A 19,005-nucleotide genomic window follows, 5' to 3' on the forward strand; every position below is an offset into this window, starting at 1 on the left:
TGCTGCCAATTTCATTGTTTCCATAAATTACCGATACGATAGCCACATCCCGGTCTATCTTTCTACGCAAGTCATCAGGATCAACTATCCCATAAGAATCCACTTTCAAATATTCCAAGCGAAAACCAAAATGATCGGCTAATTGCTCAGCAGTATGACTAACCGCATGATGTTCAACCGGTGAAATGAGGATGCGGTCAGCCCTGGTTTTAGATTTTCGAGCCAGTGCCACACCCCGCAAAGCCAGGTTATCACTTTCTGTGCCACATCCGGTAAATACTATTTCACTGGAATGAACACCCATCTGTTGAGCAATGATTTCCCGGGCATCCTCAAGCGCTGCCTCTGCTTCCTGGCCATACAAATGAATTGAGGAGGGATTGCCAAATTGACCGCTGAAATAGGGAAGCATCGCTTCAAGCACCCGTTCATCAACCGGTGTTGTGGCGGCGTAATCCATGTAAATCTTTTTCATTGATGGTTTCATCAATCACATCCTAATTCAGACAATCCGTGTAGATTATAGCACGCTTATTCTTAGACATTCATTTTGTGTCTGATTAATCACCTGTTATAATTGAGGAAGATTGTTATTATTCTCACATGCTTGATTCGGGAGGAGAACTTCATGCCGCAAAAAATCAAGTTCGGAACCGATGGTTGGAGAGGTTTTATTGCCGAAGATTATACCTTTGCTAACGTGCGTCGCTGCGCACAAGGATTTGCCCGTTACTTAATCGAAAAGGGCAAGCAAGGGCAATGGGTCGTAATCGGTCATGACAAACGGTTTTTATCAGAGAACTTTGCTCTCGCAGCTGCAGAAGTGCTTTGCGGAAATGGTCTAAAGGTTTATCTGACGCAATCAGCCACTCCGACACCAGTGATTGCTTTTTCGGTTGTTAATAAAGGGGCTGCAGGAGCAATTAACATCACCGCCTCTCACAACCCGCCTACAGACAACGGATTCAAGGTCAGAGACCAAAACGGCGGTGCAATTGATCCTGAAGGCCTCAAACAAATTGAGGCACTGATTCCAGATTCGGAAGCAGAAGTAAAGCATCTTTCTGCCGAAGAGGCCGAAAAGAACGGTCAACTCCTGCGCTTTGATCCTGCCCCAAATTACATCAAGCATCTGCAATCCTTAATTGATCTACAGCCCATTCGCGATGCCGGCTTGAAAATTCTCGTTGACCCCATGTGGGGAAATGGTGCAGGTTGGTTCACTCACCTCCTGAGCGGCGGTAAGACTCAGGTAATCGAAATTCACAACCAGCGCAATCCCATTTTCCCGGAAATGACCCGCCCGGAACCAATCCCGCCGAACATTGACGCTGGATTGAATGAAACAGTCAAACAATCTGCCGATGTCTTGATTATTACCGATGGCGATGCAGACCGGGTTGGGGTTGGTGATGAAAAAGGTCATTTCATCAATCAGTTGCAGGTTTATGCGCTCCTCGCCTTGTACTTATTGGAGGTTCGCGGAGAGCGCGGACCAATCGTCAAAACACTTTCGACCACCAGCATGCTCGAAAAGCTGGGGAAGATTTACGATATTCCCGTATATGAGACCGGTGTTGGGTTCAAGTATGTTGCCCCCAAATTTCTTGAAACCAATGCCTTAATTGGGGGTGAAGAGTCGGGCGGTTATGCCTTTCGCGGTAATGTCCCCGAAAGAGACGGGATCCTTGCCGGTTTGTACATTTTAGACATGATGGTACGCTTGAATAAAAAACCATCTGAATTAATTGACATGCTCTTCTCCAAAGTGGGTGCACACTACTATGACCGGGTTGACTCACGTTTTACTGGCGACCGATCCGAAAAGGAAAAAATGATTCTCGAGGCCAAACCTCAAACCATTGGAGGCCTGAAGGTCACAGGCTTAAACACAATGGATGGCTTTAAGTTTATGTTGGAGGATGGCGGCTGGTTATTAATTCGTTTTTCCGGAACAGAACCCATTATCCGTGTTTATTGCGAGACCACCCATCAAGATCGTGTAAAACCGATTTTGGAAGATGGACTCAAGCTGGTTGGATTGCGAAATTGATTGCCTACCAAGATACTCATTGTCATCTGAACCTTAACCAATTCGAAAATGACCTGGAGCAGGTCATCTACCGCGCTCAACAGGAAGGCGTTGATCGAATTCTGGTTCCGGGAATTGATTTAGAAACCAGTCGGAAGGCAGTTGAAATCAGCGAGAAATATGAATTCGTGTACGCGGCAGTAGGTGTTCACCCTAACAGTGCCTCCACCTGGCAAAGCAATAGTATCGAAAATTTGAAGGAACTTATCGGCCACCCAAAGGTGGTTGCAATTGGAGAAATTGGTTTGGATTACTATCGGAATTACGTAGAACCGGCACTTCAAAAGGAAATTTTGGCGGCTCAAATGGCGCTGGCTGCCGAAAGTTCAAAACCGTTGGTGATTCATAACCGAAATGCTCTGCCCGATTTAATGCCGCTTCTCGAAGAATGGGTAAAGTCCTTACAGAGAACGGGCAATAAACTGGCAAACAAGCCGGGAGTCCTTCACTCTTATGAGGGCGACGTAGTTGCTGCCAATCAAGCGATTCAGTTGGGATTTTATATCGGGGTTGCCGGTCCGGTCACTTTTAACAATGCAAAAGAGCGCCAGAAAATCACGCGGGAAATTCCTTCCCAGGCAATGATCGCAGAAACCGACTCTCCATTTCTCGCTCCGCACCCTCATCGAGGTCAACGAAATGAACCGGCATGGGTCAGTCTGGTTGTTCAAAAAATCGCAAAACTTAAAGCACTTTCATTGGAAGAAATTGCAAACACGCTAACAAATAACGGTAATCAATTATTTGGATGGAGATCGTCCGATTGAGCACTACAACATCCTTTTTCATACCCGTACAGGAGGAAATTCATCAAGTTGAGAACTTGATGCAATTTCAAGCAGAAGGTCACCACGTTGACTTACAGGCAGCCCTCAAACACTTGCTGGCATCCGGAGGAAAACGTATTCGGCCAACAGTAACTTTATTGGTGGGCAGAATGCTTGGAGCACCTCAGGAAAAATTAATTACACTGGCTGCAGCCATCGAATTACTGCATACAGCCACCCTCGTCCATGACGACTTGATTGACGGTGCATTGCTCCGGCGTGGGATTCCGACCCTTAATTCTCAGTGGTCACCCGGCGCAACTGTACTGACTGGAGATTTTCTCTTCGCCAGGGCTGCAAAACTAGCTGCCGATACCGAATCGATACCGGTAATGAGTCTGTTCTCCAATACGCTAAGCGTCATTGTTAACGGAGAAATTTCCCAATTGTTCTCCAGCCGTTGTCAGGCTGACCGGGAAGGCTACTATCAGCGCATATACGCCAAAACCGCTTCCTTATTTGAAACTTCGGCCACTTGTGCCGCGCTGATCAGTCCAGTTTCGGCAGATACGATTCAAACCATCCGCTCGTATGGGTTCAACATCGGTATGGCATTCCAGATCATGGATGATGTTCTGGACTTTATCAGTGATCCTTCCAAATTAGGAAAACCCGTTGGCAGCGACTTACGACAGGGATTGATTACCCTGCCAACTCTGTACTATATAGAAGAACATCAAGAAGATGAACTGGTTCAACAAATTCTGGAAGGGAATTGCCCACATTACGAAGAGGATATCAAAAGACTGGTTGAGCGCATCCGCAACAGCCATGCTATTGAGCAATCCATTCTAGAAGCGGAACGTTATGGTCAAGAAGCATTTCACTGCTTGCAAAAACTCCCGCATTGTCCTGAAAGAACCCATCTCGAAGAACTGACCCTTTACATCACCCGGCGGGAAGTATAACCCGAGAATGAAAAAAGCCACCTAAAACTAGAGGTGGCTTGTGCGCTGGGTGGGAGTTGAACCCACACGCCTTTCGGCACATGGCCCTCAACCATGCCTGTCTGCCAATTCCAGCACCAGCGCAATCGGCTTCGATATTATAATCTGCTCTGGTGGTATGTCAAGAAATCCGCCAATAAACACCCAACCCAACGGAGGAAGCTATGACCATAATTTTGGATGCAATGGGCTCAGATCAATTCCCACATCCGGAAATTCAGGCGGCTGTCATTGCAGCTCGAGAATTTTCAGAAGAAATTATTCTGGTTGGAGATGAAAATTTAATCACACCCAGATTGAAGGAGCTGAATGCGGGAAATCTTCCTATCCGAGTCGAACATGCCCCCGATCTAGTGGAAATGGGGGAAAAACCAGTTGAAGCTGCCAAACGTAAACCTCGAAACTCGATGGCAGTTGGGCTTAACCTTGTCAAAGAAGGTCAAGGAGATGCATTTGTCACTGCCGGCAACACTGGAGCAGCAATGTTCAACGCGTTGCGCACACTTGGCCGAATCAAAGGTGTGGCACGCCCGGCACTGACCGCCTTATTTCCTGTAAAAGGTGGGCATTGTGTAGTATTGGATATTGGCGCCAACGCGGATTGCCGTCCCGAGTTTCTGCTTCAGTTTGCAGTCATGGGCAGCATTTACGCAGAAAAGGTACTCAAGAAACAGAATCCGCGAGTTGGGTTGTTATCCAACGGAGAAGAAGCAGGCAAGGGTAATCAATTGATCAAAGACACCTATCCAATTTTGGAAAAATCCGGTCTCAACTTCATTGGTAATGTCGAGGGCAAGGAACTTTTTGGTGGTGGTGCCGATGTAGTTGTTACGGACGGATTCACAGGCAACATCCTCCTAAAATCCAGCGAGGCCGTTGCCAAATTACTCACGGATACTTTGAAAGAAGAATTGATTTCCTCTCCAATAACCAAAATCGGTGCTTTGTTAGCCAAACCCGCCTTCCAAAAACTAAAAGCCATGATGGATCCGTCCGAAGTTGGCGCTGCCCCACTGCTAGGCATTGATGGACTGGTTTTTGTGGGTCATGGACGCTCCGACAGCCGCGCCATGTACAGCGCCATTCGAATTGCTCAACAGGCTGTCCAATCAGATCTGTTACCTGCTTTACGTTCCGCAATCCAGGAACGCCTTGAAATGGTCGAAAATATTTCCAGAAATACTTTGAACCAATCCTGAATCGAGGTTTATCCATGAAGATAGTTTCCAACACCAAGTTGATTAAACGCAACAAAAAAATTGGACAGTTTTTGACCATAGGAGCCCTATTGGTACTTGCCATCGGCTTGTACTTTTCTTTCACCCAACCCGAACAAATTACCATAACGTTTGGGGCTCTTTTATTCGGCTTTCTGATGACCCAAATCGGAATCTACTTTGGCAATCGGTGGGGAAGATCCCCCCGTCCGGATGAATTACTCACCTCTGGATTAAAGGGTCTTGAAGACAAGTACACCCTCTATCATTATGTCACCGATATCCCGCACGCACTCATCGGCCCGGCCGGTATTATTGCGCTGATTCCTGTTTCGGTTGGGGGAACAATTATTTATGATGAAAGTAAAAACCGCTTTCGTCAAAAGGGTGGCAACCTTTACCTGAAAATTTTTGGTCAGGAAGGATTGGGAAGACCCGAGGTGGATGCTCAATACACCACGAGCGATTTAGCCAAATTCCTCAAGAAAAAATTTCCCGAGTTGGAAATTCCAGAAATTCAACCCATCCTGGTTTTCACCAACCCCAAAGCCAAATTAGAAACCAGCGATTCTCCAATTCCCGCCCTGTCATTAGAAAAACTCAAAGATTTCATTCGTAAAAAAGGGAAGGAAAAGCCGGTTGTACTTTCTCTTATCCAGCAAATTCAAAAAGGTTTACCAGAGGAGGATCTGGACTGAGTCTGCTTTTTTTCTCTCGTAAATTTGTATTTCGGAGATCCCTCTTTTTGGGGGATTTCTCGTCTTTGTTGAATGGTTCCAGTAAGTTCTCTCACCTCAGCCGGGTTGAGGTATCGCCATTCGCCCGGTTTGAGATTTCCCAACTTCAGGTTGCCAATCCGAACCCTGAGAATCCGATTCACAGGCAAACCGATGGTTTTCCCGATTTCGCGAATCTGTCTCTTTTTACCTTCACGCATGATTACGCGCAGCCAGACCCCTTTTCCTGCTTCCCCTTCAACAGTAACCTGCGCGGGAGCGGTACGGCTTCCATCCGGGAGAACAACCCCTCGTCGCCAGATTTCCAGCTGCTCTTCATCGGGTTTAGTGAAAAGCAAAACCCGGTATTCTTTTTCATGTCCGTATCGCGGATGAGTAAGCCGATTGGCCAATTCACCATCATTGGTTAAGAGAATCAATCCCTCGCTGTCGTAATCCAGTCTCCCCACCACAAATAAATGTTCCGGCAAAGGAACAAGGTCAAACACCGTCTTTCTTTCGGTACCCTTCACATCATCCGAGAGCACTCCGCGCGGTTTGTGCAGGGCAATGTAAATTTTCTTTCCACTTGGTTTTGGAATTGGTTGTCCATCTACAGTAATTTCATCTTTTTCAACATCTGCTTTTGCACCAAGCGAAATCAATTCTCCATTGACCTTTACTCTACCATCGGCAATTAATACCTCACAGGCTCTCCTTGATCCGAAACCTGCTCTGGATAAAATTTTTTGCACTCTTTCTTCCGCCATTGATTAATCCTTCAACAATCTTTGTTCTTCTGGACTGACACCTTCTTGCTCAAGCAGCTCGAAGGGAGGTAAATCATCTAATGAATTCAAACCAAAGTGCTGCAAAAAATCCATCGTCGTGCCGTAAAGAATCGGGCGTCCTGGACCTTCTGCCCGGCCAATTTCTTGGACCAGCCCTTTTGAAAGCAGACTTTTCAACACACCATCGCTGTTCACCCCTCGCACTGCATCGATTCCCGGACGTGTAATTGGCTGACGGTAGGCAATGATCGCCAGGGTTTCTAAGGCCGCCCTGCTAAGGCGACTGGTTGCCTCTAAACCTAAAAATCGCTCGACTAAGGATGCCAGATCCGCAGCTGTCGTCAGTTGATACTTTCCTTGAAAAAATTGAATACGCAACCCACGCCCTTGCTGAAAAGTTTGCGACAACCTTCGTAAACCCTGTTCCACTTCTTCTGTGCTTACCCCAATCGCCTCAGCAAGCTGATGGACATTCACTGGCGAAGGTGCAACGAACAACAAGGCTTCCAGTTTGGATTCCAACGGATATTGATCCTTGGGTAGGTTCGCTTCACTCATGCTATAATATGCCTGTTCAATTAATCTTGGCTGATTATACTTGAATCAGATAAAAACGAATACGATTGCCAGTCTTGTGACCAAAACTCAACTCAACAGAGGGCTGAATTATTTCCTTTTCCACTTCTTCGGAGTGGTAGTTACGCTATTTTCCTTGACGGCGTGTAACTCACCTCAAACCAATGCCGCTGATAGGGTTTCGGTTACGGTTGTGGACATCAACAATCGCATTGAAGCAGGTGTTCCATTTGGGTCATCTGTTTTAGACGCCTTGCAAATTGCAAAAATTGAGCTGGGTGCACTGGATCGAACTGACCCGCCTTCATTTTCACTTATAACTGAACCGGTGACCATCACAATTACCCGCGTTCGCGAAGAATTTGAGCAGGAAGAAATTGTTATTCCGTTTGAACGGCAAACCGTAAAAAATGAAAACCTCCCGGAGGGTGAATCCTTATTGGTTCAACCGGGTGAAAATGGCATTCAGCAAGTAACTTATCGTCGTTTGATTGAAAACGAGGTAGAAACCTCTCGTTCCATCTTTAAGATCGAAATTATCAAAGAAGCCAAACCAGAAATTTTAATGATTGGCATTCAATCACCATTCGTTCCAATAGAAATTCCGGGAAAACTTGCCTACCTGACCGCAGGTAATGCCTGGCTCATTGAACGAGACACTCGTCAGCGGCGTCCCATTATAACCTTTGGCGATTTAGACGGACGGGTATTCAGCTTATCCCCGAATGGGGAATGGCTTTTATTTACCCGTAAATCAAACACAGAAAATGAAATTAACTCTCTCTGGGTAATCAATTTAGACCAGGAAAATGCCCAACCCATTAATCTCAATGCAGCAAATATCATTCACTTTGCAGAATGGCTGCCTAATCGGACGGCTACTATCTTGTACTCTACTGTTGAACCCCGCCCAACCGCACCCGGCTGGCAGGCCAACAATGATTTGAGACGATTGGTGTTCAACGCTTCTGGCAGGGTAGTTCGTGATGAAAGCATCATCGAAACAAATGCAGGGGGTATTTACGGATGGTGGGGTACTTCTTTCCATATTTCTCCGTCGGCAAATTCAATTGCTTATTCGCGGCCAGATGCTGTTGGACTGGTTAACGAATCCGATGGCACCCTCGACCCTCTCATCACCCTATTACCTTTTCAAACGCGCTCCGACTGGGCATGGGTGCCCGGTGTAGAGTGGAGTCCAGATGGAAAAGTCCTCTTTCTGGTCAACCATGCCCCAATGTCTGGCATCAACGAACCTGAATCCTCTCCACTTTTTGATTTGAATGCGTACATCCTTCCATCAGGACCACTGGTAAAATTAGTTTCACAAACGGGTATGTTCGCTTACCCGAGCATGTCTAAAGTCATGAAAGAAAACCAAACCTGGCTCGCATACCTGGAAGCAATTTTTCCAGAGCAGAGCGAAAACAGCCGTTATCGTTTGGTTGTCATGCAACCTGATGGCTCAAACCGTAAGGTAATTTTCCCAACCGAAGGGGGTACCGGATTAGATCCACAAAAAGTCGTTTGGTCACCCGCAACATCTTCTTCGATTCAATCATTTGTCGGCTTTATCTATCAAGGAAATGTCTGGCTTATCTCCACGGAAGATTGGCAGCCCAGACAGGTTACCGGTGATAACCTGATTACCCGTATTGACTGGAAATAATTTATGATCAGAAAGGTTTCAAACCCATGAGAATTTTAGTAACCGGAGCAGCAGGATTTTTAGGTTCCCATCTTTGTGAACGATTGCTCAATGAAGGTCATTCAGTAGTTGGAATGGACAATTTTATTACCGGCAGTCCGGATAACCTTGCCCATCTTGCCAACAACCCCCGTTTTGAGTTTATCCGTCACGATGTGGCAAATTTTATTTTCGTACCGGGTAAAATTGATGCCGTTTTACATTTCGCCTCACCTGCCAGCCCCAACCCGTCTTCCCCTTACGGTTATACCAACCTGCCCATTCAAACCATGAAGGCTGGAGCGTTGGGCACTCACAATACACTTGGAGTGGCACGTGCCCAAAATGCACGTTACCTGCTCGCTTCAACCAGTGAAATCTACGGTGATCCCCTTGAACATCCCCAAAAAGAAACCTATTGGGGACATGTAGATCCAATTGGAGTCCGTTCAGTATATGACGAAGCCAAACGCTTTGCCGAAGCACTGACCATGGCCTACCACCGCTACCACGGAATTGATACCCGAATTGTCCGCATTTTTAATACTTATGGCCCAAGGATGAGATTGGACGATGGGCGGGTTGTTCCGAATTTTATCCAGCAAGCCTTACGTGGAGAACCCCTCACGGTTTATGGGGATGGTTCACAAACGCGTAGTTTCTGTTATGTGGACGACCTGATTGAGGGAATTTACCGGTTATTAATGTCCGATGAACATTTACCGGTTAATATTGGCAATCCTGCTGAAATTACAATACTAGAATTTGCAGAAACCATAAACCGCTTGGTCGGCAACCAGGCTGGCATCATCAGGAAAGATCACTTGCGTTTAGGGGATGATCCCCAACGACGCCGCCCCGACATTACCCGAGCAAAGGAAATTTTGAAATGGCAGCCAACAATTTCATTGGAAGAAGGCATCAAAAAAACAATTCCTTACTTCAAAAAGAAACTGGGATTGGAATGATTTTGACAAATACCCGTGAACGGACCCGTTTCATTCGTTTTGCGATTGTTGGAGCGGTTGGGGCAGTCATTGATTTTGGCGTTTTTAATTTTCTCACCCATTCTTTTCCTTACTTTCGCGATAACGCGGTCTTTGCACAGGCAATTTCCTTTACTCTGGCCGTTTTCAGTAACTTTACCTGGAATCGGCTGTGGACCTACCCGGACTCTCGTAGCAAATCTCTCATTCGACAATGGACACAATTTGTGATTGTCAGTGTAATCGGTTTAACGATCCGCACTCCAATCTTCTTATGGTTAGAAGGCTTCTTGATACGCTTGATTTCAGGTTGGTTTCCAAAAGATACGGTAACGCCTGTTGTGATTGCACACAATATCGCTTTGGCGGTCGTTATTGGAACGGTAATGATATGGAACTTCATTGCCAACCGATATTGGACTTACAATGATGTCAATGCTTAAAGAATAGATCAAAATGACGGAAGCGCCAGCTGATAATTCTTCTTTCACCCCTACCAATATTCGCTCCTTGCGGGAATTAATTGATCTTGTTTCCGGAAGGAGCATCAAAGAACAGATTCCCCAAGAAGATGCTGGCTACGCCGAAGTTTTACCGTTTCCCTTTCTGGCATTGGTCGGTCAAAGGGAAATGAAAATTGCCCTCTGCCTCACACTTATCAATCCGGAGATTGGCGGGGTTTTGCTCATTGGTCCGCGTGGTACTGGTAAAACAACCGCCGTTCGCTCCCTGATCGATTTGTTGCCGCCAGTTGAACGAAGTGCCTGTTTTTATGGCTGCCTGCCCGAGGACATTGAGGCATTTGGAATGGATGGCGTTTGTCCCGATTGTGCCAAAAAATTTGCCGAGGGTAAACCGCTAACCATTCAAGACCGCGTAAAACTGGTCGAACTACCGCTCAATGCCAAGCTGGAAGACGTGATTGGCGGTATTGATGAACGGGCCGCAGTACATGACCGATTGAAATTAAAGCGCGGCATCCTCGCCCATGCCGATTTGAACATCCTCTATGCTGACGAGGTCAACCTTCTGGCAGATGAGATTATTGACGCCATATTAGATGCGTCGGCCAGCGGCAATTACACCGTTCGTCGCGGCCCGGTCAGCGCCACTTACCGGGCAAGATTCACCTTGATTGGTTCCATGAATCCAGAAGAAGGCAATCTACGCCCACAAATCATGGATCGCTTTGGATTGCGAGTGATCGTCAAAGGATTGGATGAACCCCAAGAACGACTGGAAGCCTATCGCCGTACACATCTATACCGCCAAAATCCGCGGAAGATGGTTTCCCTCTATCAAGCCGAATCGGCATTGGCAGCCGAAGAAATTGCACTTGCCAAACAAATTCTCTCCAGTGTTGAACTGCCAGAGGAGGTTGCCAGACAGGGCATTCAACTGATTCAAAAAATGCAAATAGACTCACTCCGCGCCGAAATCACATTATTTGAAGCGGCCCGTGCTTACGCAGCTGCCGATAATCGAATGATAGTAACCAGTGAGGATTTGCGTCAGGTTGCCCCAATGGCATTGCGTTTGCGCCGCTCCCGTTTTATGAATGATTACTTTCAGGGACGAAAAGAAGAAGAACAGGAAATTGAAAAGCAAATTAGTGAAGTAATAAAAGAATCGATTAGAGAGGGTTGAGAATGAGCGAAATTTCACATCGAAATCGGATGGAAATTTGTCTAAGCGGCGACCTTGCCGATCGTCCTCCGGTAGCTCTGTGGCGGCATTTTCCTGTGGATGATCAGAAACCCGAATCTCTTGCAGCTGCAATTACCCAATTTCAAAACATCTATGATTTCGATTTTATCAAGGTGACGCCGGCTTCTTCATACTGTATCAAGGATTGGGGGGTTTCGGATGTGTGGCGCGGCAACCCGGAAGGCACCCGCGATTATCAAGAACCAGTCATTAAGAATTTTGAAGACTGGGAAAAATTAGAGGTGTTAAATCCGCGCCAGGGATATTTGGGCCAAATGCTTGATTGTCTCAAATTGCTCATCAAGGAATTTTCAAAGTCAACCCCAATCATCCAAACCATTTTCAGCCCTCTTTCGCAAGCCAAAAATTTAGTCGGCAAGCACGATTTGTTATATCATATCCGCGCCTGCCCAGAGGCGGTCGAAAAGGGTCTTGAAATTATCACGCAGACGACGCTGGCATTTGTGGAAGAATTGAAGAAAATTGGTATAGATGGGATTTTTTATGCCGTTCAACATGCTCAATACAATATCTTATCGGTTGCAGAATTTCAAACCTTTGGGCGTTATTACGATTTACAGATTCTCGACGCAGCTAAATCCCTCTGGTTAAACATAGGTCATATTCACGGCGAAAATATCATGTTTGATCAGGTTGACGATTACCCTGTGCAAGTACTCAACTGGCATGATCGCCAAACCCTACCCTCACTGAGCGAAGCCCAAAATCATTTTAAGGGGATTGTTTGTGGGGGATTAAAACAATGGGAAACGATGGTTTTAGGTACACCCGAAGCAGTATTACAGGAAGCGAAAGAGGCTATTTCCCAAACTTCAGCCAGGCGTTTTATTCTGGGTACAGGCTGTGTAATTCCTGTAATAACTCCTCATGGCAATATATTAGCCGCCCGGCGCGCAGTCGAAACGCAAAGGCAATGAGTAACCCTCGCATTATTTCCGGGAAAGCGAGAGGAATGCGCTTGCAGGGTGTGCCGGGCAACATCACACGGCCGATCACTGACCGCGTGAAAGAAGCCCTGTTCAATATCATTGGAACGGACATCCAAAACGCATCATTACTGGATTTATTTGCCGGCACCGGCAGTGTAGGCATAGAGGCTCTGAGTCGAGGGGCATCCTTTGTTCACCTGAATGATATTCATCGGCTGGCTGTTGCAACCATTCGTGCCAACCTGGAACACACCCGGCTCAAAGAAAACGCAAAAGTAAGCCAGCAGGATGCTTTCTCCCTTCTCTCCGGTGTCCCTTCACAACCATTTGACTATATTTTTATCGCCCCCCCGCAATATAAAAATCTTTGGAAAGAAATTTTATTCAAACTGGATCAAAACCACGAATGGCTGGCCAGTGATGGCTGGGTGATCGTTCAAATAGATCCTGTGGAGTATGAAGAACTGGCTCTCAATAACTTCAGCGAGTTTGATCAGCGTCGTTACGGCAGCACGCTGCTTGTTTTTTATGAAAAAAGCAAGAAGTAATCAATTCGAAAAATCGATTCTCAGACGCTCGTGCTCATCATACCAGTAATGCGCAAAAAAGATTTCTCCACCCTGCTCGGCTTTTAATACTTTGGGGATTAGAATCGGCAAATCTTCCACCAAAGGATATTCGGTCAAGTGATCCACGGGTATCCACTCCAATTTACCTTCTTCGGAATTTTGGAGAGATTGTTGATCGGTTTCCCCCCGAAAAACAAATAATCCGATCCCAGTATCCTCCCCTGCATCAACCATCACGATTCCACACAGCCTTAGTTCCGCTACATCCAGTCCGGTTTCTTCCTTCAGTTCGCGCCTGGCTGCGGCGAGAACATCTTCTCCGCGCTCGATATGTCCCCCAATGCCGTTGTACAGGTTCGCCCAAATTCGCTTTTGTGGATGGCCTTTAATCAGCAACAATCGGTCTCCCCGTGTAATGAAGATCAATGTACGCGGGATTATACGAAACCGATTGTTGCTGACACCTTGGTCTTTTTTGGGCATGATGAGTTTTAACTCAAGAACATGGGAACGCCCATAAAATCCCGAATTTTTGGTTTGTAATTTTCAATATCGTAATAGGCAGGAACATCCACTCGTTTTCTGCCCGCCAGAACCATCTCAATCGGTACGGTGGTGTATTTTCCACCATGTAAGGCTACCATTTTACCGGTTTCATTGCGTCGAATCAGTTGCACTGCCATCGTGCCGAAAGACATTGCCACCATTCGATCTAAAGAGTCAGGGGCACCTGAACGCATCAAATATGCCAGTTGCTGATACATGGTATGTTGACCGGTCAGGCGTTTGATCTCCTCACATACAATCTGACCGATCCCCCCCAATTTGCGGTGCCCAAAGGGATCCGCTTCTCCGCTTTCGACAACTTCCCCGCCTTCCATGACTGCCCCTTCGGAAATTGTCATTATTGCATAATTGGAGGGGTTACGGCGCTTGTCAGCCATCAGGAAATCAGCCAACTTTTGCATGTTAAACGGTACTTCAGAAATAATCGCACGGTCAACGTAAGCCAGGTAGGCTGTGATAAGACTGGTTTCTCCAGAATTTCTCCCAAACAATTCAACCACGCCGATTCTCTCGTGAGAGCCAACCGAGGTACGCATATTGGTGATAAACTCAACGCTACGGGTTACTGCAGTTGAGAAGCCAATACAGTAATCAGTGCCAAAAATATCGTTATCCATCGTCTTCGGGCATGCCACAATCGGAAAACCCTCTTTGTGCAATCGGACTGCAAAGGATAAGGTATCATCCCCGCCAATCGGCACCAACACGTCAATCCCTAAATTTCCCAACACCTCAAGCACATAATCGGTGTAATCAATTTTTTCTTCACCGGCAACTTTTTTGCCGTAACTGGAGTTTTTGAGAAAGTCCGGTGCATCTTTTGGTGATACTCGCTGAGGATTCGTACGGGAAGTATGTAAAACAGTTCCACCTGTTCGGTCTATGGTGCGAACATCTTCCTCATGCAATTCCCGCACATAATACTCGCGTGTGGAAGGCTCGTTCTGGTTGTAATGCAGTAATCCTGCCCATCCTCGTCGAATACCGATTACACGGTAACCCTGCTCTAAAGCGTTCATCACAACCGCCTTAATGCAGGGGTTCAATCCCGGCACATCACCACCGCCGGTCAGAATACCGAGAGTCTTTGTCATGTTTACCTCCACATGGAAAAATAATAATGTCTTATGATGTCTTTTGGTGAGAATAAGGAATCTGGAAGGTTACAACTGTGCCGCTCCCAATACGAGACTCAAGATTAAAATAACCACCCAGCATCTCAACTCGTTCTTTGATCAGCTTCAGCCCCAACCCCCTGCCGCTCATTGCTTTGGAAGGATCAAATCCCTTTCCGTCATCTCGGGCCTGTACCTTGATCAATTTTGGTTCCATTATGATTGAGATTTCAATCTTCAATTTACGGGGTAAATCCGCATTATGCCGTGCGGCATTTCCAATGATTTCCTGCAAGGAACGGAAAATCAACACTTCAATATAGGGTTCTAAACGCCCTTCTGACCCCATGACATCAAGTTTTGTTTCAATTCCGCTTTCGTTTTGAAAATTCTCGATGTATCGCCTCAGCGTTGGGAATAAGCCAATGTCATCCAGCATCATTGGTCTCAAATCCGTAATAAACAAACGGACTTTTTGAAATGTGCTCAATGCAGAAGCCTTGAGATTCTCTAATTCCTGTTTGGCCCGAGTCGGATCAATTTCAAACAATCGGCTGGCAATCTCGGTTTGAACGATAAAGTTCGAAAGTGCCTGTGCAGGCCCGTCATGCATTTGCCTTGCAAGTAGCTGACGCTCTGCTTCCTGAGCATCAATTAATTTTTCCAGCAATGCAGTACCTCGTTGGGCACCAAAACTGCCAGTACCTTCTTCCAGGAATTTTTTTGTATTCTCAATAAAAGCCAGGATTTCTTCCAAATTTTTCTTTTCTATTTGCAGTTTTTCAAACTGGTTTTTTTTGATGAACATGTTTCGCTGCGAATCGATCATTTCATCATACGCCCTGGTAATATCTTCTTTTGACATTTTGTCAAGTTGGGCTTTAACCATGTTCAATTGGGCCGTTTTTTGCCTGTTTAATTCACTTAACTTATTGAGTTCTAAATTTAGTTGATTGAGCATCAACTCATTTTCTTTTAATTTTTCTTGGTATTTGCTGTCCACCGCTTGTAATTCAGAAATATATTCAGTTTGAAAATCCTGGCTGCTCAAATGATCACTCATAGAAAACCTCTTTTCTGAACAACTTGAAAATCATGCCAAGTATAGCATAACCTGCGATTGGTGTTATAAATTTTTAGAATAATTCCTTGCCAGATGAAACTCAATCCGCGCGCGGAAGTACTAGGAAAATATGGACATTATTAAAAGTTTCAAGGTATTGCAAGTTGCTGGAATCTTTCGGGTTTTGATACAGGTCAATCAAATTTTCCTGATCCTGTTCCAATAAAAGATAGCTGGCGCCAAATTTGCTGGCCGCTGCAAGCGAATGGTTTATATCCCCATCAGGGATGACAATACTGGGCATCCTGGTCGCCCAGTAATAACCGGGCGGATTGTTGACCATACCCAACGCATCGTTGGTTATACGAAGTTCGCCTAATCTTTGTGCGACCTTCTGATATCGCTCAATACTTCGATTCCAGATCGGATCATTCCCACCCCCCAATACACGTTGTTGGAAAAACCAGATTGAGATGCCGGTATTTACCAAAATCAGAAAAAGGCCAAACAAGGAAATCGCAAAGGATAAATTCCAGCCACGGATCTTTCTCATCCACAAAATCCATTGTTCAAGACCAACAACTGCCATGACCCAGAAGAAAATCTGAGTCGCTGCACCAGAATGTAAAAAACCACCGCGGGAACCCGCAAAGGGAAAAACAATCGTCATGATTCCTAAAATTACACCCCACATTAGTATTCCAAACTTTACCATGGCCAGTTTTCTTCTGCTCCAAATCGCCAATAAAATGAGTGGAACAAGGACTACTGACCCCTGAACCGCTAGGAAGTTCTGAAGATTTATTCCCAACGCATTCACCCTCGCCTTGAAGATGGCTTCCCATCCCGATTTCAGCCAGTATGAAAAATTCAAATGATCGTTTGGATAAGAATAAAGTTCATTGTAATCAGTCAACCAGAGACTTTTAGTATTGCCGGGCGGGAACAATCCCCCAAAAAACAACCAATTTCGATAGTACCACGCTCCGGTCAAAACAAGATATCCAGCAAGTAAAACAACAGTCCCCATTATGGCTACGCGCAATTTATCTGGCAAATTCCACGGATATGTCCTCCCAATCACAATCCCCGCTGCTGCAAACAACCAGAGCAAGCCGTCTGCCCGCGTCAAATGCATCCATCCGGCTATCAAACCCAACAGGAAAAATCTTTGTAAACTATCCCAATTTCCCAACCACCTGAAATTCGCCAGGAAGGCAACGATGACGAACAGACCTCCTCCAATCATGTACGGAACAAATGTTTCCGGCAGCGGCAGGTAGATTATGTAAATTCCGGGTATTACCGCCAGCCCGCCTGCAATCCATGCATACCCCGGGTTTTTTAATAAGCATCTTGCCATATAAACACTCAACACGGGCAGCAAACCGGTCAATAATATAAATGGCAGTTTAGCCCAGAAGAATAGAGCCGAACGCCCAATCCACATGCCGAAAAAAGCAAGCAAAGAGGGCAACGGCATCCAGTAAGTAAAGGCTGGAAATGGCAAACCTTTTGGCTCGGACAAATAATTCCACAGATACGGTTCGACAAAACCTTTTCCTTCAAAGATCTGCAGACCGCCAACCGTGTAATAAGCCACATCCATGTAACCCGGTCCCTGTTGAAACAGCGAACTGATTGCGACAAAAAACACTCCCGCTGAATACCAAAACCAATAGGTATAAAGGATTCTTTTTACAACCTTCCAACCCCTCATGGCTTTTCCCTGAATTGAATAATTTCCAAATCACCGATCAGAGTAAGGTTAGTTTGCAGGTAATTTTTGGATAGCGCTTCAAGCACTGGATGTTGTTGTCCAGTTTGCTCAAATTCTTCAATCGCTTTTTTAAAGACCACAAAAAAGAAACTATCTTTCCCCTCAATTGCCTTTGAAAAATCTTTGACCGGATAGATTCCCATCGCATGTTGAGTAGCCATAGCCAAAGTATCATTAGGAGAACCCGGCTCATCTGCCAGAAAGGCAGCCTCACGCTCCTCATCATAATATCGCATCGGAAAATAACTGAGTTTATTATCATGCAAAACAAACAGACTGCTGTTTTGCGGAAGATTTAGATAATACACTGCCTGGCGAAAAGGTGAACGCGGAAATTCGTTGAACGTATAAAAAGAAGGCAAGGAAATAAGCGCAGTTAACAGATAACCACCGAGAAGGAACGCGCCGATTCCTCGCTTCCATTTCAGAATAATAAATCGTGAAGCAGCAAGGCAGTAAATGACATTGGAAAGAATAAAAACCCGCGTAACAAAGACTGGTTGCATTAGATAAGAAAGAATAAATAATGTCAGTGGAAACCCTATCACAAGCAGACCCACCAAGTCAATGAAAGAATGATTATTCCGATCTTTCCACAATTCCCAGAGGATAACAAAAAATAATTGGGCGCTGACTACCGCAACAATTGGAAGTAAAATACCCTTCAGGGGCAGATTAGCATGAAACAAGATCACCGATTGAAGAATTTCTACAATCCCCGGCCGTGGAGTCCAGAACGCTCGTTGAACTTTGGCAATTTGACCGGGTAGAAAGAAAGCCCATGGCAAGTACACCAATCCAATCCACAGTTGAGCTTTGATCAGCTGAGTGTGATCATTCCACCGCTTCTTCCCCAACAAGTAAATGTTACCCCATATCAAACCAAACCCTGCCAGCGCATGACTATAAAGGGCAATGATTCCGCTGATAATCAACCCAATCCAAAGTAATTTTCGTGAATTTTTCTCCTCGAATATTCGATAGAAAAACCAGTAATAGGCCATCTGCCCTACCATCAGTAAGGCATACATTCTCAGGTCCTGACTGTGATAAATTTGTAAAGGCGAAAAGGCGAGTAAAAGGCTGGCGACAAGCGCAGCGCGCACTCCAAACATCCGCCGGCAAAGATCAACGGCTATCACCCAACCAATTAGGGATAAGCCAACACTAAGCAATCTTAAAACCGCCAGCTCGCTGCTCAAACCCAGCCAAAAATGAAGTAAAAAATAATACAAGGGAGGCATGGTGTCAGCCGCTGTCCCTTGAATGATGTTTCCCAAACTCTGACGGGCAAGAAAGATGCTGAATGCATCATCATATTGGATTTCCCGACTGTTAATTCCAACCAGACGCAATCCAATTGCCAGCAAAAAAGCAAAAATGAAGAAAAGCTGCTCTTTTTTATTCATGCCACT

The 19,005-nt window shown here is 45.6% G+C and carries 19 protein-coding genes and 1 tRNA gene; 11 read left to right on the forward strand and 9 right to left on the reverse strand.

The genetic code is table 11. From position 1 onward, the window contains the following. Window positions 1-487 (reverse strand): cysteine desulfurase family protein (locus ACWIZX_RS05265; protein ID WP_448335049.1); only part of this gene is annotated, 487 nt, incomplete at its 3' end. A gap of 141 nt (window positions 488-628) precedes the next feature. On the opposite strand from ACWIZX_RS05265, the gene ACWIZX_RS05270 reads away from it, so the two are divergent. Genes ACWIZX_RS05270 through ACWIZX_RS05280 form a run of 3 tightly spaced genes read left to right on the forward strand, consistent with a single transcriptional unit; the run spans window position 629 to window position 3,827 of the window. Next, window positions 629-2,053 (forward strand): phosphoglucomutase/phosphomannomutase family protein, encoded by a 1,425-nt coding sequence (locus tag ACWIZX_RS05270; RefSeq protein ID WP_322793598.1) that lies wholly within the window; start codon window positions 629-631, stop codon window positions 2,051-2,053. Next, window positions 1,978-2,859 (forward strand): TatD family hydrolase, encoded by an 882-nt coding sequence (locus ACWIZX_RS05275; protein WP_448335050.1) that lies wholly within the window; start codon window positions 1,978-1,980, stop codon window positions 2,857-2,859. The genes ACWIZX_RS05270 and ACWIZX_RS05275 overlap by 76 nt, the downstream gene beginning before the upstream one ends. Before the next feature lie 59 nt (window positions 2,860-2,918). After that, entirely contained in the window at window positions 2,919-3,827 is a 909-nt protein-coding gene (locus ACWIZX_RS05280) for a polyprenyl synthetase family protein (RefSeq protein WP_322793600.1), read from the forward strand. Between the two features lie 41 nt (window positions 3,828-3,868). Here the strand turns inward: ACWIZX_RS05280 and ACWIZX_RS05285 are convergent. Further along, window positions 3,869-3,950: transfer RNA gene (locus ACWIZX_RS05285), tRNA-Leu, on the reverse strand. 80 nt (window positions 3,951-4,030) lie between these two features. On the opposite strand from ACWIZX_RS05285, the gene plsX reads away from it, so the two are divergent. Continuing rightward, a complete protein-coding gene (plsX, locus tag ACWIZX_RS05290) occupies window positions 4,031-5,065 on the forward strand; it encodes a phosphate acyltransferase PlsX (RefSeq protein ID WP_448335051.1) in 1,035 nt (344 codons plus the stop codon). Window positions 5,066-5,079: 14 nt separating this feature from the next. Continuing rightward, on the forward strand, window positions 5,080-5,781 hold the full coding sequence (locus ACWIZX_RS05295) for a hypothetical protein (RefSeq protein ID WP_322793602.1): 702 nt from the start codon (window positions 5,080-5,082) through the stop codon (window positions 5,779-5,781). Here ACWIZX_RS05295 and ACWIZX_RS05300 read toward each other — a convergent pair. Both ACWIZX_RS05300 and scpB read right to left on the reverse strand, forming a co-directional pair. Then, window positions 5,748-6,569 carry a pseudouridine synthase gene (locus ACWIZX_RS05300; RefSeq protein ID WP_448335052.1) on the reverse strand — a complete coding sequence of 274 codons (822 nt, stop codon included), beginning with the start codon at window positions 6,567-6,569 and terminating at the stop codon, window positions 5,748-5,750. The two genes, ACWIZX_RS05295 and ACWIZX_RS05300, sit on opposite strands and share 34 nt — an antisense overlap. A 3-nt stretch (window positions 6,570-6,572) precedes the next feature. After that, window positions 6,573-7,148 (reverse strand): SMC-Scp complex subunit ScpB, encoded by a 576-nt coding sequence (gene scpB, locus ACWIZX_RS05305; RefSeq protein ID WP_322793604.1) that lies wholly within the window; start codon window positions 7,146-7,148, stop codon window positions 6,573-6,575. Window positions 7,149-7,494: 346 nt separating this feature from the next. On the opposite strand from scpB, the gene ACWIZX_RS05310 reads away from it, so the two are divergent. From ACWIZX_RS05310 to rsmD, 6 genes are read left to right on the forward strand one after another with little or no spacing between them, the layout of a single operon-like run. Beyond that, entirely contained in the window at window positions 7,495-8,835 is a 1,341-nt protein-coding gene (locus ACWIZX_RS05310) for a G5 domain-containing protein (protein WP_448335098.1), read from the forward strand. 26 nt (window positions 8,836-8,861) lie between these two features. Then, complete coding sequence (locus ACWIZX_RS05315) at window positions 8,862-9,821, forward strand: UDP-glucuronic acid decarboxylase family protein (protein ID WP_448335053.1); 960 nt, start codon at window positions 8,862-8,864, stop codon at window positions 9,819-9,821. Further along, on the forward strand, window positions 9,743-10,282 hold the full coding sequence (locus tag ACWIZX_RS05320; protein WP_322793607.1) for a GtrA family protein: 540 nt from the start codon (window positions 9,743-9,745) through the stop codon (window positions 10,280-10,282). The genes ACWIZX_RS05315 and ACWIZX_RS05320 overlap by 79 nt, the downstream gene beginning before the upstream one ends. A gap of 13 nt (window positions 10,283-10,295) precedes the next feature. Further along, entirely contained in the window at window positions 10,296-11,486 is a 1,191-nt protein-coding gene (locus ACWIZX_RS05325; RefSeq protein WP_448335054.1) for an ATP-binding protein, read from the forward strand. Between the two features lie 29 nt (window positions 11,487-11,515). Next, window positions 11,516-12,484, forward strand: coding sequence for a uroporphyrinogen decarboxylase family protein (locus tag ACWIZX_RS05330; RefSeq protein ID WP_448335099.1), 969 nt, complete (start codon window positions 11,516-11,518; stop codon window positions 12,482-12,484). After that, window positions 12,481-13,044, forward strand: coding sequence for a 16S rRNA (guanine(966)-N(2))-methyltransferase RsmD (gene rsmD, locus ACWIZX_RS05335; RefSeq protein ID WP_322793609.1), 564 nt, complete (start codon window positions 12,481-12,483; stop codon window positions 13,042-13,044). The genes ACWIZX_RS05330 and rsmD overlap by 4 nt, the downstream gene beginning before the upstream one ends. On the opposite strand, the gene ACWIZX_RS05340 is transcribed toward rsmD, so the two are convergent. The 5 genes from ACWIZX_RS05340 to ACWIZX_RS05360 form a co-directional block, all read right to left on the reverse strand. After that, a complete protein-coding gene (locus ACWIZX_RS05340; RefSeq protein ID WP_322793610.1) occupies window positions 13,045-13,548 on the reverse strand; it encodes an NUDIX hydrolase in 504 nt (167 codons plus the stop codon). Window positions 13,549-13,556: 8 nt separating this feature from the next. Further along, entirely contained in the window at window positions 13,557-14,726 is a 1,170-nt protein-coding gene (locus ACWIZX_RS05345; RefSeq protein WP_448335055.1) for a 6-phosphofructokinase, read from the reverse strand. 31 nt (window positions 14,727-14,757) lie between these two features. Continuing rightward, complete coding sequence (locus ACWIZX_RS05350) at window positions 14,758-15,810, reverse strand: sensor histidine kinase (protein ID WP_322793612.1); 1,053 nt, start codon at window positions 15,808-15,810, stop codon at window positions 14,758-14,760. 100 nt (window positions 15,811-15,910) lie between these two features. Then, window positions 15,911-17,419, reverse strand: a complete 1,509-nt coding sequence (locus ACWIZX_RS05355; RefSeq protein ID WP_448335056.1) for a hypothetical protein — start codon at window positions 17,417-17,419, stop codon at window positions 15,911-15,913. Between the two features lie 107 nt (window positions 17,420-17,526). After that, window positions 17,527-18,999 (reverse strand): glycosyltransferase family 39 protein, encoded by a 1,473-nt coding sequence (locus tag ACWIZX_RS05360; protein ID WP_448335057.1) that lies wholly within the window; start codon window positions 18,997-18,999, stop codon window positions 17,527-17,529. Window positions 19,000-19,005 lie beyond the last annotated feature (6 nt).

This window comes from Bellilinea sp., assembly GCF_053501535.1.

Coding starts and splice junctions, on each gene's coding strand:
- ACWIZX_RS05270 (WP_322793598.1), top strand. CDS start 629: ATGCCGCAAAAAATCAAGTTCGGAACCGATGGTTGGAGAGGTTTTATT.
- ACWIZX_RS05280 (WP_322793600.1), top strand. CDS start 2,919: ATGCAATTTCAAGCAGAAGGTCACCACGTTGACTTACAGGCAGCCCTC.
- plsX (WP_448335051.1), top strand. CDS start 4,031: ATGACCATAATTTTGGATGCAATGGGCTCAGATCAATTCCCACATCCG.
- ACWIZX_RS05295 (WP_322793602.1), top strand. CDS start 5,080: ATGAAGATAGTTTCCAACACCAAGTTGATTAAACGCAACAAAAAAATT.
- ACWIZX_RS05300 (WP_448335052.1), bottom strand. CDS start 6,569: ATGGCGGAAGAAAGAGTGCAAAAAATTTTATCCAGAGCAGGTTTCGGA.
- scpB (WP_322793604.1), bottom strand. CDS start 7,148: ATGAGTGAAGCGAACCTACCCAAGGATCAATATCCGTTGGAATCCAAA.
- ACWIZX_RS05315 (WP_448335053.1), top strand. CDS start 8,862: ATGAGAATTTTAGTAACCGGAGCAGCAGGATTTTTAGGTTCCCATCTT.
- ACWIZX_RS05320 (WP_322793607.1), top strand. CDS start 9,743: ATGGCAGCCAACAATTTCATTGGAAGAAGGCATCAAAAAAACAATTCC.
- ACWIZX_RS05325 (WP_448335054.1), top strand. CDS start 10,296: ATGACGGAAGCGCCAGCTGATAATTCTTCTTTCACCCCTACCAATATT.
- ACWIZX_RS05330 (WP_448335099.1), top strand. CDS start 11,516: ATGGAAATTTGTCTAAGCGGCGACCTTGCCGATCGTCCTCCGGTAGCT.
- rsmD (WP_322793609.1), top strand. CDS start 12,481: ATGAGTAACCCTCGCATTATTTCCGGGAAAGCGAGAGGAATGCGCTTG.
- ACWIZX_RS05340 (WP_322793610.1), bottom strand. CDS start 13,548: ATGCCCAAAAAAGACCAAGGTGTCAGCAACAATCGGTTTCGTATAATC.
- ACWIZX_RS05345 (WP_448335055.1), bottom strand. CDS start 14,726: ATGACAAAGACTCTCGGTATTCTGACCGGCGGTGGTGATGTGCCGGGA.
- ACWIZX_RS05350 (WP_322793612.1), bottom strand. CDS start 15,810: ATGAGTGATCATTTGAGCAGCCAGGATTTTCAAACTGAATATATTTCT.
- ACWIZX_RS05355 (WP_448335056.1), bottom strand. CDS start 17,419: ATGGATGTGGCTTATTACACGGTTGGCGGTCTGCAGATCTTTGAAGGA.
- ACWIZX_RS05360 (WP_448335057.1), bottom strand. CDS start 18,999: ATGAATAAAAAAGAGCAGCTTTTCTTCATTTTTGCTTTTTTGCTGGCA.